11 protein-coding genes are annotated in these 13,801 nt (G+C 66.0%); 10 read left to right on the forward strand and 1 reads right to left on the reverse strand.

Features of this window, described 5'->3' with window-relative positions:
- Positions 1-11 precede the first annotated feature (11 nt).
- The 8 genes from QP045_RS04040 (at position 12) to QP045_RS04075 (ending at position 10,505) form a co-directional block, all read left to right on the forward strand.
- Positions 12-1,808 carry an IlvD/Edd family dehydratase gene (locus QP045_RS04040; RefSeq protein ID WP_422513675.1) on the forward strand — a complete coding sequence of 599 codons (1,797 nt, stop codon included), beginning with the start codon at positions 12-14 and terminating at the stop codon, positions 1,806-1,808.
- A 57-nt stretch (positions 1,809-1,865) separates the two neighbouring features.
- Positions 1,866-2,990, forward strand: coding sequence for an 8-amino-7-oxononanoate synthase (locus QP045_RS04045; RefSeq protein WP_422513676.1), 1,125 nt, complete (start codon positions 1,866-1,868; stop codon positions 2,988-2,990).
- A complete protein-coding gene (bioD, locus tag QP045_RS04050) occupies positions 2,987-3,610 on the forward strand; it encodes a dethiobiotin synthase (protein ID WP_422513677.1) in 624 nt (207 codons plus the stop codon). Before QP045_RS04045 ends, bioD begins: the two co-directional genes overlap by 4 nt.
- Positions 3,607-4,854, forward strand: coding sequence for an adenosylmethionine--8-amino-7-oxononanoate transaminase (locus tag QP045_RS04055; RefSeq protein ID WP_422513678.1), 1,248 nt, complete (start codon positions 3,607-3,609; stop codon positions 4,852-4,854). The genes bioD and QP045_RS04055 overlap by 4 nt, the downstream gene beginning before the upstream one ends.
- 90 nt (positions 4,855-4,944) lie before the next feature.
- Positions 4,945-6,549, forward strand: coding sequence for a phospholipase D family protein (locus QP045_RS04060; RefSeq protein ID WP_422513679.1), 1,605 nt, complete (start codon positions 4,945-4,947; stop codon positions 6,547-6,549).
- Between the two features lie 70 nt (positions 6,550-6,619).
- A complete protein-coding gene (locus QP045_RS04065; protein ID WP_422513680.1) occupies positions 6,620-8,248 on the forward strand; it encodes a mechanosensitive ion channel family protein in 1,629 nt (542 codons plus the stop codon).
- Positions 8,249-8,352: 104 nt separating this feature from the next.
- The gene (locus tag QP045_RS04070; protein ID WP_422513681.1) at positions 8,353-10,134 is read left to right on the forward strand and encodes a sensor histidine kinase; all 1,782 of its coding nucleotides are present in this window, start codon (positions 8,353-8,355) and stop codon (positions 10,132-10,134) included.
- Entirely contained in the window at positions 10,134-10,505 is a 372-nt protein-coding gene (locus tag QP045_RS04075) for a response regulator (RefSeq protein WP_422513682.1), read from the forward strand. Before QP045_RS04070 ends, QP045_RS04075 begins: the two co-directional genes overlap by 1 nt.
- Here the strand turns inward: QP045_RS04075 and QP045_RS04080 are convergent.
- Positions 10,502-10,969, reverse strand: a complete 468-nt coding sequence (locus QP045_RS04080) for a MarR family winged helix-turn-helix transcriptional regulator (RefSeq protein WP_422513683.1) — start codon at positions 10,967-10,969, stop codon at positions 10,502-10,504. The two genes, QP045_RS04075 and QP045_RS04080, sit on opposite strands and share 4 nt — an antisense overlap.
- Positions 10,970-11,055: 86 nt before the next feature.
- On the opposite strand from QP045_RS04080, the gene QP045_RS04085 reads away from it, so the two are divergent.
- Positions 11,056-12,240: an HlyD family secretion protein gene (locus tag QP045_RS04085; RefSeq protein WP_422513684.1), complete on the forward strand. Its 1,185-nt coding sequence runs from the start codon at positions 11,056-11,058 to the stop codon at positions 12,238-12,240.
- Entirely contained in the window at positions 12,233-13,801 is a 1,569-nt protein-coding gene (locus QP045_RS04090; protein WP_422513685.1) for an MDR family MFS transporter, read from the forward strand. Before QP045_RS04085 ends, QP045_RS04090 begins: the two co-directional genes overlap by 8 nt.

Consider the following 13,801-nt stretch of genomic DNA (forward strand, 5'->3'; position numbering starts at 1 on the left):
ACATCCTCCCCATGACGACCACCCCCAACAACAAGCTTCGCTCGCGCGCCTGGTTCGATAATCCCGCGAATATCGACATGACGGCGCTCTACATCGAGCGGTACATGAACTTCGGCATCAGCCAGGCTGAACTTCAGTCGGGCAAGCCGATCATCGGCATCGCGCAGACCGGCAGCGACCTGTCGCCCTGCAACCGGCACCACCTGGTCCTGGCGGAGCGTCTGCGCGAAGGTATCCGGGAAGCCGGCGGCATCGCCCTTGAGTTCCCGGTCCACCCGATCCAGGAAACCGGCAAGCGCCCGACCGCGGGCCTCGACCGCAACCTGGCATACATGGCGCTGGTCGAGGTGCTCTACGGCTATCCGCTCGACGCCGTCGTGCTGACGATCGGCTGCGACAAGACCACGCCGGCATGCCTGATGGCGGCGGCGACCGTGAACATCCCGGCGATCGCACTGTCGGTCGGCCCGATGCTGAACGGCTGGCACAAGGGCGAGCGCACGGGTTCGGGCACGATCGTCTGGAAGGCGCGCGAGATGCTGGCCGCTGGCGAGATCGACAACGCGGGCTTCATCAAGCTCGTCGCGTCGTCGGCGCCGTCGACCGGCTATTGCAACACCATGGGCACGGCGACGACGATGAACTCGCTCGCCGAGGCGCTGGGCATGCAGCTGCCGGGTTCGGCCGCGATCCCGGCCCCGTATCGGGACCGTCAGGAAGTCGCGTACGAAACCGGCAAGCGCATCGTCGAGATGGTCGCAGAAGATCTGAAGCCGTCCGACATCATGACGCGCGAGGCGTTCCTGAACGCGATCGTCGTCAACTCGGCGATCGGCGGATCGACCAACGCGCCGATCCACCTCGCGGCGCTCGCGCGCCACATGGGCGTCGAGCTCGACATCCGCGATTGGCAGGAGCACGGCCACAAGGTGCCGCTGCTCGTGAACCTGCAGCCGGCTGGCGAGTACCTCGGTGAGGATTATTATCGCGCTGGCGGCGTACCCGCGGTCGTGTCGCAGCTGATGGATCAGGGCCTGATCCATGAGGATGTGATGACCGTCAACGGCAAGACGATGGGCGAGAACTGCCGTGGCGTCGAGATCGAGGACGAGCGCGTCATCCGTCCGTTCGACCAGCCGCTCAAGGAAGAAGCCGGCTTCATCGTGCTGTCGGGCAACCTGTTCGATGCGGCGATCATGAAGACCAGCGTCATCAGCGAGGAATTCCGCGCGCGCTACCTGTCGAACCCCGATGATCCGAACGCCTTCGAAGGCCCCGCGATCGTGTTCGATGGCCCGGAGGACTATCACCACCGCATCGACGATCCTTCGCTCAACATCACGTCCGAGACGCTGATGTTCATGCGCGGCGCCGGCCCGATCGGCTATCCGGGCGCGGCCGAGGTCGTGAACATGCGGCCGCCGGCCTATCTGATCCGGGAAGGCATCCACGCCCTCCCCTGCATCGGTGACGGCCGCCAGTCCGGCACCAGCGGCAGCCCGTCGATCCTCAACGCCTCGCCCGAGGCTGCGGCGATGGGTGGCCTGGCTCTGATCCAGACCGGCGACCGCGTTCGCATCGACCTCAACACGGGTTCGGCGAACGTGCTGATCTCCGACGAGGAACTGGCAGAGCGCCGCCGCAAGCTTGAGGCCGAAGGCGGCTACAAGTACCCGGCGTCGCAGACCCCGTGGCAGGAGATCCAGCGTTCGGTGGTCGGCCAGATGAACACCGGCGCCATCCTGGAAGGTGCGGAGAAGTACCAGCGCATCGCCCAGACCATGGGTCTGCCGCGCGACAACCACTAAAGGCGAATGGCATGGCGGGGGTCGGCATCGGGCAACGATGCCGCTACATCCCCCGCCATGCCCAGCTTTGCAGCCCATCGCGCCGACCTGGCGTATCTGGTGGACCAACATCGCGCCCGGCGGCTCCAGCCGCGCCGCGGCGTGGACTTCGCCTCCAACGACTATCTCGCCCTTGCCTCCGCGCCACGCCTGCGCGACGCGGTCGCTGCGGCACTTGCCGAGGGCGTCGCAGTTGGCTCCGGCGGATCGCGGCTGCTCCGCGGCAATTCCGAGGAGCATGAGGCCCTGGAGGCTGAGGCCGCCGCCTTCTTCGGCACCGAGGCGGCGCTTTTCTTTGCGAGCGGCTTTGCCGCCAACGCCGCATTGTTCGCCACCCTGCCCCAGCGCGGCGATCTGGTCGTCCATGATGCCCTGATCCACGCGAGCGCGCATGAAGGCATGCGGCTCGGGCGTGCGAATTGCGTGGCCGCCACGCACAACGACCCGAACGCATTTGAGGAAGCAATCCACGCCTGGCGTAGCTCTGGAGGCACGGGAACGCCGTGGATCGCGGTCGAGAGCCTCTACAGCATGGACGGCGACCGGGCGCCCCTCGCGGCACTTGCCGATATCGCCGGTCGCCATGACGCCATCCTGCTGATCGATGAGGCGCACGCCACCGGCGTGTTCGGAACCGATGGCCGGGGCCTGGCCGAGGCCCTCGATGGGCAGGACAATGTCATGACTCTGCGAACCTGCGGAAAGGCGCTCGGGTGTGAGGGGGCGCTGGTGTGCGGGCCCAAGGTAGTGCGCGACTTTCTCGTCAATCGCGGGCGCGGTTTCATCTTCTCGACCGCCCCCTCGCCACTCATGGCCCGCGCCGTGCGTGAGAGCCTGCGCATTTTGGTGGACGAACCCGACCGGCGCGAACGACTGCACGCCCTCGTAGCCCATGCAGAGCGGGCGCTGACACCGGCCGGTGTGACGGCAACCGGGTCCCAGATCCTGCCGCTCGTGATTGGCGATGATGCAGCGACGATGCGTGCCGCAGAGGCGGTTCAGGCCGCGGGCTTCGACGTGCGCGGCATTCGCCCGCCGACCGTGCCCAAGGGCACCTCGCGCCTCCGGATTTCGCTCACACTCAACGCCTCTGCCGGGGAGGTCGACCGGCTGGCCTCGTTGCTGCAGGAGGTCATTCGATGAACCAGGCCATCGTCGTAACCGGAACCGACACTGACATCGGGAAGACTGTCTTTGCCGCTGGCCTGACGGCAGCGCTCGGCGCCCGCTATTGGAAGCCGGTCCAGTCCGGGCTTGCCGATGGAAGCGATGCCGCCCGCGTCGAGGCACTGGGCGTACCAGCCGACAGCATCGTTCCAGAGGCATATCGCCTTGCGACGCCCTGCTCGCCCCACCGGGCTGCGGAGATCGACGGCGTTACCATCGACCCGGCGCGGCTCGGGCTGCCGGCCGGTGACGGCCCCCTGGTCGTTGAAGGCGCAGGCGGCGTGCTGGTTCCGGTGACCCGGACGCTGTTGTTTGCCGATCTCTTCGCCCAATGGCGGCGCCCGGTGGTGCTGGTCGCGCGGACGGGCCTCGGCACCATCAACCATAGCCTCCTGTCGATCGAGGCACTGCGCGCCCGCGACGTGCCGATCCTGGGCGTCGCCTTCATCGGCGATCCTGTGGAAGACAGCGAGGCGATCATCGCGGATCTGGGGCAGGTACGCCGGCTCGGACGCCTTCCCCTGCTCTCCCGACTGGACGCCGATACGCTCGCCCGGGCCTTTCGCACCCACTTCGACCTTGAGGACTTCCGGTGAGCCCTTCCCCGATCTGGCACCCGTTCACGCAGCATGGACTTGGCGAGCCGATCCCGCTCGTCACCCGGGCCGAGGGCGCGGCGCTCTACACGAGCGACGGGCGGCGGATCGTGGACGCGATCTCGTCCTGGTGGGTGACGACACACGGGCACTCGCACCCGCGCATTGTCGCGGCGATCCGGGAGCAGGCCGAGGTCCTCGATCAGATCATTTTCGCAGGCTGGACGCACGAGCCTGCGGAGGCAGTGGCACGGGGCCTTTGCGAGCGCATGCCGGCAGAGCTTAGCCGCGTCTTCTTCTCGGACTCCGGCTCGACCAGCGTTGAGGTCGCGCTGAAGATGGCGCTCGGCTACTGGCGCGCGCACGACCCGAAGCGGCACCGTATCCTGGTGTTGGAGCACGGCTATCACGGCGACACGATCGGGGCGATGTCGGTCGGCGCGCGCGGGGTGTTTAATCGCGCCTACGAGCCGCTGCTGTTCGACGTCGGCACCGTCCCCTTTCCCGTCGCCGGACAGGAGCAGGACACGCTCGACGCGCTGGAGCATGCGTGTGCCGACGGCGCCGCCGCGTTCATCGTGGAGCCTCTGGTGCTCGGCGCGGGCGGGATGCATTTCTATGCGCCTGCTGTGCTGCGCGAAATGCGGGCCATCTGCGCGCGATACGGCGTGTTATTCATTGCCGACGAAGTAATGACCGGTTGGGGCCGCACCGGTACGTTGCTGGCCTGCGATCAGGCGGACATCGTCCCCGACATCCTCTGCCTTTCCAAGGGACTGACCGGGGGGGCGATCCCGCTCGCCGTAACCATGGCGACCGAACCGATCTTCGAGGCGCATTACGGGTCGGATCGCGCGCGGATGTTTTTTCATTCGTCGAGCTACACCGCCAACCCGATCGCCTGTGCCGCCGCCAGGGCAAACCTCGCCATCTGGGACGAGGAGCCGGTGCAAGAGCGCATCGCTTCCTTAGCCGCGCGCCAGCAGGTGCGGCTCGACCGATTGGCAACCCACCCGCGCGTCCACGGGGCGAGGCGCATTGGCACCATCGCCGCGCTGGAGGTCGGTGGCGGTGAGGGATATCTGTCCGCCGTGGCGCCCCGCCTCCTGGCGCATTTCCGAGAGCGCGATCTGCTGCTCCGCCCCCTTGGCAATACCGTCTATGTGATGCCCCCCTATTGCATCGAAGATGCGGACCTGGACCGCGTGTATGGCGCCATCGAAGAGGCGTGCGATTGTATCTAGGCGGATCGTGCCGGATCATATCGCGGGCGAAACCGTTCATGAGGCATGAGCACGGCACCGGCCGGGACGTTATTTGAGGGAGCCGGAGCGGTGAAGGCGGGTATGGGTTGGTGGATCGCTGCCGGTGCCGCAGCCACAGGCATCCTCTGGTGGCGCAATCGTCTGCCATCCGACGTCCAGCGGCTGAAGTCGGGCGCGATCACCGACGCTGCCGACACGGCTCTCGGGCGGGGCGCCGCTCGCGAGGCGGCGGCGCATCCGGGACTATCCGGGGTTCAACTGCTGGCGGACGCGCGAGAGGCATTTGCGGCCCGGGTTGCGCTCGCGCGAGCGGCCGAACGGAGCCTCGATCTCCAATATTATATTTGGCACGGCGACCGTTCCGGCACGCTGATGCTGGAGGCGGTACACGCCGCAGCCGAGCGCGGGGTCCGCGTTCGCCTGCTGCTGGACGATAATGGCATCTCCGGCCTCGACGCGGCGCTTGCCGCGCTCGATCATCACCCGAACATCCAGGTTCGCCTGTTCAACCCGTTTCGCATCCGCTGGCCAAAGGCGATTGGGTATCTGACGGAGTTTCCCCGCCTCAATCGTCGCATGCACAACAAGAGCTTCACCGCCGATAACAGTGTGACCATCGTCGGCGGGCGCAACATCGGGGATGAGTATTTCGGTGCTTCCGACGGTGGCCTGTTCGCGGATCTCGACGCGCTGGCGGTGGGGCCGATCGTCGCCGATGTTTCGGCCGATTTCGACCGCTACTGGTGCTGCGACTCTTCCTTTCCGGTCTCAAGCATCCTGCCCCCGGTCGGCGACCGGCAGCGGCGCCGGCTGATCAAGCGCGCCTCGATCATCGAGCGGGATCCCTCGGCGAAACGCTATGTCGAGGCGTTGCGCGACCTGCCGCTTGTCCATCAGCTGATCGATGGCCACTTGCCGCTCGAATGGGTTCGCGTGCGGATGATCAGCGACGATCCGGCAAAAGCCGTCGGCGGTGAGCATGAACGATCCCTGGTCAGCGACAATCTTCGCGCGGAGCTTGATCGGTCCGAGCGCGAACTCGGTCTGATCTCCAGCTACTTCGTGCCGGGAAAGCGCGGCTGCGCCGAGTTTGGGAAGCTGGCGCGGCAAGGGGTCGCGGTCTCGGTGCTCACCAACGCCTATGAAGCCACGGACGTCGGCATCGTGCATGCGGGCTATGCACCCTATCGCAAGCAGTTGCTGGAAGCCGGCGTGCGCCTGTTCGAGATGCGGCGCGAAACGCGCGCCGTTCCGCGGCGCCGTGACCGTCGTCGTGGCGTCCGACTGGGTGTCGCAAGCAACTTCCGCGGCTCGGGAACGGGATCGACCGCAGCGCTACGCTCCGGCGCATCGACGCTCCACGCCAAGACGTTCACCGTGGATCGCGAGCGTCTGTTCATCGGTTCGTTCAATCTCGACCCGCGCTCGGTCGCGCTCAACACCGAGCTGGGCTTCCTGATCGAGAGCCCCAATCTGGCCACGCAGGTGGCGGAGGTGTTCGCAGAACAGGTGGCGCATCTCGCCTATGAGGTTCGGTTGGACGGAGAGGACCTGGTGTGGGTGGAGCGGGACGGCGCCGAAGAGCGCATCCTCCGCCACGAACCCGGCATGGGCGTGATCCCGCGCATCGGGCTGGCCGCTGCGGCCAAACTGCCGATCGAGTGGCTCCTTTGAGCGCCCAAAGCTGTCCGGGGACACTCCGCGACGCTACGATGACAAGCGAATGGAAGAAGAAGGTTCGTTGATGCTGGTGATCAAGAGGCTTTTGGCGACCCTCCTCATGATGACGGTGGCGGCACTTCCCGCCCATGCGCAGGAGGCAGCCGGAAATCAGACGGCGCCTGCCGTACTAGCCGACCTCTATGGCCGCGAAACGCCGCGTTCGACGGTCACGGGCTTGGTGAAAGCACTCGGTGAGCGCGATTACACCCGTGCCGCCAATTACTTTGAAGTCACGCAACCCGAAAACCCCAAGGCGATCGCAGCGGCGTCCGATCTGGCGCGCAGGCTAGAGTCCGCGCTCGACAGCGGGGGATCTCTCATTCCGTTCGCGGGCCTTTCCAACGATGCCACCGGCCGGATCGACGACACCTTGCCGCCGGAACAGGAACAGGTCGGCACCCTTAAGTTCAACGACAAGAGTGAGCCCATTCTCCTGACCCGCGGGGAAGTCACCCCGGGGCAGCAAGTCTGGCGCGTCTCCAGCGAAACGATGAAGCTGTTGCGCGCACACGCTCCGAAGCCGGAAGTGACTGCCCCGGCGGACAATATCACCGAAACCACCGTCGCCGGTGCGCCGCTCGTCGACTGGGGGCTGCTGCTCGGCCTTGCCATCGTGAGTTTCCTGGCGCTGCGCCTGCTCGCGAGCCTCATCCTGTTCTCGCTGGGCCGGGTGGTGCGCAACCGCGAGCAGAGCGCCGTCTATCGCTTCTCCCACGCGGCACTGCCGCCGCTCAGCCTTTTCGTCGCGGTGATCGGCTTCTACGCCTATGCGGACTCGCTCCCGGTCTCGATCGTGGCCCGCCAGACGTTGCTGCGGTATGCGGGCATCGTTGCATGGGTAGCGCTCGCGTGGTTCGCCCTACGCTTCGTCGACGCGGTCAGTCGCCTGGTGATCGCGCGGATGCAGCGATCCCAGCGGCGCCAGGCAGTGTCGGTCATCACCCTCCTGCGCCGGTCGGCAAAACTGTTCCTGTTGGCGTTCGCAATCGTCGCAATCCTCGACACGCTCGGTATCGACGTCACCACGGGTATCGCCGCGCTGGGCATCGGCGGTATCGCGCTTGCACTGGGCGCCCAGAAGACGATCGAGAACCTTGTCGGCAGCGTGACCGTCATTGTCGATCGTCCCGTGCAGGTCGGTGACTTCTGCAAGGTCGGCGATGTCACCGGCACGGTAGAAGACGTGGGCATGCGCTCCACCCGTATCCGGACCAACGATCGCACCGTCGTGACCATCCCCAATGGCAACTTCGCAGCACTTCAGATCGAGAACTTCGCGACCCGGGACCGCTTTCTGTTCAACCCGGTGATCCGCCTCGAATACGGCATCTCGGCCGAGAAGCTGCGCGAAGGCATCGAGATCATCGACGGCGTGCTGAAGGAACATGCGTCCATCGCGGAAGACGGCGCACGCGCGAGCCTTGCTGCCTTTGGGGAAAGCTCGTTCAACGTGGAAATCTTCTCGTACATCACCACCGCGGATGCAGCGGAAGCGCAGTACATCAAGCAGGACCTGTTGCTGACCATGCTCGAGCGTCTGGAGAAGGCAGGGATCGCGCTCGCCTCCCCCACCCGTACACTGCACATCAACCCCAGCCCGCTGACGATCACGCGGGAAGCCAGGCCGGCAGAAGAAGCCGTAACCGATTAGGAACCGGCGCAAAAACGAGCGCAGGGCTCGCGTTCAGCCGTCTAGTGCGCTACGGCTGCAACACGGTGGCAGGATGGTCCTCCACGCGGAGTATTCTGCCGTCCATGCCGCCTCCCCGTCTGACCCGGCTATTTGAGCGGTTCCTGTCGCTGTCGATCCGCCGTCCCGTGCCCGTGGCGGCGCAGTTTGGCATCGCGACCGGGGTCATCCTGCTCGTTTCGGTGGTGCGCGTGCTCTTCGTCACGGTCTTGCTGCCGTGGCTGCTCTTCCTGCCCGCGATCCTGCTGCTTGCGCTCACGTTCGGCCGAGCGGTCGGGATCTATGCTACCTTTCTTGCAGCGGTGCTGGCCGGGTGGTCGATCGCGGGCGACGGCGGCTTCCTGGGGCTGGACCTCCTGCAGTGGATCGCCTCGGCGCTCTTCGTGATCGTCTCGATGGGCATCGTCCTGCTGGCGTCGGAGCTTCGCGCTGCGTTCGTCCGGGCCGATCGGCTGATGCGCGATGCCCGTGAGGCGCGGGACGAGCTTGCGTCCCGGGAGGCATTTCTCTCCGGCGTTCTCGATAGCTCAGGGGACTGCATCGCAGTCCTCGACGGCGACGCCAGCCTCCTGTTCCTGACCGACAACGCCTGGCGGGCCGTGTCATTGCCGGACGACGTCCCCGTCCGCGGAACGCCGTGGCATGACCTGTGGCAGGAAGTCGGCGGCAACCGCGCGCAAGGGGCCATCGCTGCGGCGTGCGAAGGGCACGCGACCAATTTCATTGCCCCTGCCCGCGTACGCGGCGCATCGATGCGGTGGTGGGATGTGTCTGTCAGCCCGATCGCGGGGGACGGGGAGCAGACCGGCCGAGTGCTGCTTGTGGCGCGCGACATCACCGAACGGCGGGCAGGCGAACGCGAGCGCAACCGGCTCGCGCGCGTGGTCGAGAACAGCGCCGACTTCATCGGCGTTGCGGGCCTCGACCAGCGGGTCGAGTTCCTGAACCCCGCGGGCTGCAACATGGTCGGCCTTTCGCCCGAGGAAATCGCAGAGACGCGGATGCTGGACTATATCTGGCCCGAGGACTCCCAGCGGCTGATCCGGGAGGTGCTGCCCACGATCCGGGATGCAGGCAGCTGGAGCGGGGAGATCAACGTGCGCCACTTCCGGACGGGCGATCGGATCCCGGTTCATTATCTGGGCTTTCAAGTTCAGGAGCAGGACGGCTCCCTGATCGGCTATGGCGCGGTCATGCGCGACTTCAGCGAGGTCGAGCACGCCCGGGCGCAGCAGCGCTTGCTCAACAACGAACTCAGCCATCGGCTGAAGAACATCCTGACGATGGTTCAGGCGATCGCCGCGCAGTCGATCCGCCAGGCGACCACCCTGGAAGATGCCGGCGAGGCCGTCAGCGCTCGCTTGGTGGCGCTCGGGCGGGCGACCGACATCCTCACGACGACATCGTGGCAGACGGCGGAAATCCAGGCCCTCGTCGCGACGGTCCTCGGACCGCATGGGGCATTTCGCCGGCGTATTCGTGTCGAAGGGCCGATCGTCTCCGTGAATCCGCGTGCGGCGCTCGCGCTCGCGCTCGCCATTCATGAGCTTGCGACGAATGCGATCAAATATGGGGCACTTTCCAACGACAATGGCAAAGTAGCGCTGCAATGGTCGATTGCCGGCGGACCTAATGAGGCCGATCAACGTTTGCACCTAACCTGGCGTGAGACGGGCGGCCCGCTTGTCACGCCGCCCGCGCGAAGGGGCTTCGGATCTGTCATGATTGAGCGATCGCTTAAGGCGTATTTCCGGGCCGACGTGTCGCTCGACTTTTCTCCGGAAGGTCTGCTGCTGACGCTGGACGCGCCCTTGGCAGATGCAGTCGCGACTGGTCAGCCGGGCTGATGGAGCGGGATGAAGTCCCCACCCCGACGATCCTGATCGTAGAGGACGAGGTACTGTTCCGGGTTGAGCTGGCAGATCTGTTCGAGTCCTCGGGATATCGGGTCGTGGAGGCCGGCGATTCCGATGAAGCTACCGCAATCCTGGACCAGGACCCGACGATCCGCATTGTACTAACCGATATCCAGATGCCGGGATCGATGGATGGTCTTCGGCTAGGCCATTACGTACGGGCACATTTTCCGCCCGTCACGTTGGTAATCGCGTCAGGGGCGCACCGACCGGATCCGGAGGACCTGCCCGAGCGTAGCCTTTATCTCTCCAAGCCGTTCAACCCGTTCATGCTCCTGCGGCGGTTGAACGAGTTCGCCTAGAAGCGATCGTCGGACGCCGGAGGGTCTTCCTTGTGATCCAGTGCGTGGGCCGCAGCTTCCAGCTTCGCGAGCATGTCGCGAAGCGCCGCCCGCTCCCCCTCATCCAGCACCCCGAAGATCGCTCGGTTCAGGCGTAGGCGCACCGGCTCGGCGGAGGCGATTGCCGCCTCCCCCGCTTCGGTGAGCGAAATGCGCTTCACCCGCCCGTCCGTTCGATCGGGCGAGCGTCGAATGAGCCCGTCGCGCTCAAGGCCCTCGATCGCTTCGCTGACGGTTCGCGGGGAGTGGCCGAAGAAGCTGGCAATGTCCGCGGCACGGGCGCCGCTTTCCTCGCAGCGCAGGTACATCAGCAACTTCATGCGAGCGAGAGACACTCCCTGCTCGGCCAGCTGCGCATCGGCAATGCGCCGCAAGCGGACCACAAGCCTTCCAAAGGCGTCGACGAGGCTGGTGGAATCGGGCATTTCGTGAGGGCCCTCATAAATAGTGTTGCGTTATGCTGCAACTGCGAGCAGATGCGCCCGTCAGTTTGCATATCGAAGGCGAGGATATGGCCGATCCACACGAACAGCCGACCGACACCGGCGACAGCACGCACGATGAGGCGCTGGCGGACGCCGCGCCCGCATCTCCGGGCAAGAAGCGCAATATACGGATCGTCCTGATCGCCATCGCCGCTGTTGTCCTTATCGGCGGATTATTGTGGTTCATCCAGTACCGCAGTGTCGGCCGCTTCATGCAAAGCACCGACGACGCCTATATTCAGGCGGATGCGGTGATCGTTGCGCCCAAGGTCGCTGGCTATGTCGAGCGCGTCTTCGTCGACGACAACCAGCCGGTACGGGCCGGACAACCGCTCCTGCAGATCGACCCGGGCGATTATCGTTCGCGCGCCGAACAGTTCGAAGCCCAGATCGCCGTGGCCGAGGCCAATGCCGAGGGTGTCCGCGCGCAGATTCGGGAGCAGGAAGCCGCCATCGACCGAGCGCAGGCCGAGCTCGCCACCGCCCGCAGCCGCGCCGCCTTTGCGAACGCGGAAGTCGCGCGCTACCGTCCGCTCGCGGCCAGCGGCGCGGAAAGCCGTCAGCGCCTCGCACAGCTCGAGAGCGACGCACGCCAGGCAAATGCGCAGGTCGCCGGCGCCGAGGCCGCGCTGACGAGTGCACGCCGCCGCGTGGGAACGCTCAACGCACAAGTAGCGCAGGCGCTGTCGCAGGGGAAATCGGCCCGAGCGCAGCTCGCCAGCGCGCAGAGTGACGTCGGCTCCACCCTGATCCGCGCCAGCATCGACGGACGCATCGGCGACAAGACCGTGCGCGTGGGCCAGTATCTTCAGCCTGCCACCCGCACCATGTCGATCGTGCCGACCAGCAAGCTTTATGTCGTGGCGAACTTCAAGGAGACCCAGCTGGGCCTGATGCGGGTCGGGCAGCCGGTGCGCCTGGAAGTCGACGCGCTTCCCGGCGTCGAGATCCACGGCCGGGTGCAGAGCATCTCGCCGGGGACCGGCGCGCAATTCTCCGTGCTGCCGCCCCAGAATGCGACGGGCAACTTCACCAAGATCGTCCAGCGCGTGCCGGTCCGGATCGCGATCGATGCCGGTCCGGAGACGCTCAAGCTGCTGGTGCCCGGAATGTCGGTGAGCCCGACCGTGGATACCCGCGCGGCTCGCGACGCGCGCGAGCGGATCAAGAAGGAGCAGGAACGCTACAACGAGCAGCGGGGCCATGACTAAAGCTGGTGTTGCCAGCCGCACCGCTGGTACTCATCCCCCGGCGAAGGCGGACGCCGCCGCCTGGCTGGCGGTCTTTGCCGGCAGCCTGGGCGCGTTCATGGCGACGCTGGATATTTCCATCGTCAACTCGGCGCTTCCCACGATCCAGGGCGAAATCGGTGCCAGCGGCACGGAAGGCACCTGGATTGCGACATCCTATCTGGTGGCCGAGATCATCATCATCCCGCTGTCGGCTTGGCTCGAGCGGGTGCTGGGGCTGCGCACGCTGCTGCTGATCGCGACGGTGCTGTTCACCGCTTTCTCGATGGTCTGCGGGCTTTCGACCAACCTTACCATGATGATCATCGGCCGCGCCGGCCAGGGCATTACCGGCGGCGCGCTCATTCCAACGGCGATGACGATCATCGCCACGCGCCTGCCTCCGCACCAGCAGCCGATCGGGACCGCGATGTTCGGGGTCACGGCTATCCTGGGCCCGGTGCTCGGGCCCCTGATCGGCGGCTGGCTGACCGAGAGCATCAGCTGGCACTACGCCTTCTTCCTGAACCTGCCCGTCGGTATCCTTCTCGTGACGTTGCTGATGCTTGGCTTGCCGCATCAGAAGGCGCGGCTCGGCGATCTCCTGCGTGCCGACTGGCTTGGCATCGCCGGCCTGGCGCTCGGCCTCGGCGGGCTGACCGTCGTGCTTGAGGAAGGCCAGCGCGAACAGTGGTTCCAGTCGAGCGAAATCATCCAGCTCACCGCAGTTACGATCCTTGGTTTCGGGCTGTTGTTTGCGGGCCAGTTCCTGTCCGAACGCCCGGTCATCCGGTTGCGGCTGCTGCTGGACAGGCAGTTCGGCAGCGTCGCCTTGATGGGGGTCGTCATCGGGATGGTGATCTATGGCACTTCCTACCTGATCCCGCAGTTCCTGGCCGCGATCGCGAACTACAATGCGCTGCAGGCCGGTAAAGTCGTCTTGCTGTCGGGCATCCCCAGCCTGATCCTGCTACCGTTCACGCCGCTGCTGATCCGGCACGTCGACATTCGGATTGCGGTGGCGGCCGGCCTCGCCATCCTCGCGGTCAGTTGCTGGATCGACACGACGCTGACTGCACAGTCGACGGGCGGCGCCTTTGTCGAATCGCAACTGTTGCGAGGCACCGGCACGATCCTGGCGTTCGTCTTCCTGAACCAGGCAGCCGTCTCGTCCGTAGCCTCGAAATACGCTGCCGACGCGGCCGGCATCTTCAATGCGGCGCGCAACATCGGCGGGTCACTCGCGCTCGCCGCCATCGCGACCCTGCAGGACCAGCGCAACTGGCTGCACACCCGCCGCATTGAGGAGACGTTCAACGCCAACTCGGTCGATGTGCAGAGCTACCTCGCGGGATTGGCCCAGGCGCTGGGAAGCCCAGACGCGGCCCTGCGCCTCGTCGCCCGGACGATGCAGCGCGACGCGTTGGTGATGACGTACAACGACCTGTTCTGGCTCCTTGCCGTGGGGATCCTGGCGGTGATGCCGCTGGTCCTTTTCCTCCGCCCGCTTCCCAAGGGCGTCTCCCTTGCTGCCGGTCACTAG

The organism is Sphingomonas sp. 3-13AW (assembly GCF_049311085.1).
GTDB lineage: Bacteria > Pseudomonadota > Alphaproteobacteria > Sphingomonadales > Sphingomonadaceae > Sphingomonas.

Bases quoted from the DNA above. Each gene is read 5' to 3' on its own strand.
- QP045_RS04090 (WP_422513685.1), top strand. From the start codon at position 12,233: ATGACTAAAGCTGGTGTTGCCAGCCGCACCGCTGGTACTCATCCCCCG.
- QP045_RS04080 (WP_422513683.1), bottom strand. From the start codon at position 10,969: ATGCCCGATTCCACCAGCCTCGTCGACGCCTTTGGAAGGCTTGTGGTC.
- QP045_RS04070 (WP_422513681.1), top strand. From the start codon at position 8,353: ATGCCGCCTCCCCGTCTGACCCGGCTATTTGAGCGGTTCCTGTCGCTG.
- QP045_RS04040 (WP_422513675.1), top strand. From the start codon at position 12: ATGACGACCACCCCCAACAACAAGCTTCGCTCGCGCGCCTGGTTCGAT.
- QP045_RS04065 (WP_422513680.1), top strand. From the start codon at position 6,620: ATGCTGGTGATCAAGAGGCTTTTGGCGACCCTCCTCATGATGACGGTG.
- QP045_RS04075 (WP_422513682.1), top strand. From the start codon at position 10,134: ATGGAGCGGGATGAAGTCCCCACCCCGACGATCCTGATCGTAGAGGAC.
- bioD (WP_422513677.1), top strand. From the start codon at position 2,987: ATGAACCAGGCCATCGTCGTAACCGGAACCGACACTGACATCGGGAAG.
- QP045_RS04045 (WP_422513676.1), top strand. From the start codon at position 1,866: ATGCCCAGCTTTGCAGCCCATCGCGCCGACCTGGCGTATCTGGTGGAC.
- QP045_RS04085 (WP_422513684.1), top strand. From the start codon at position 11,056: ATGGCCGATCCACACGAACAGCCGACCGACACCGGCGACAGCACGCAC.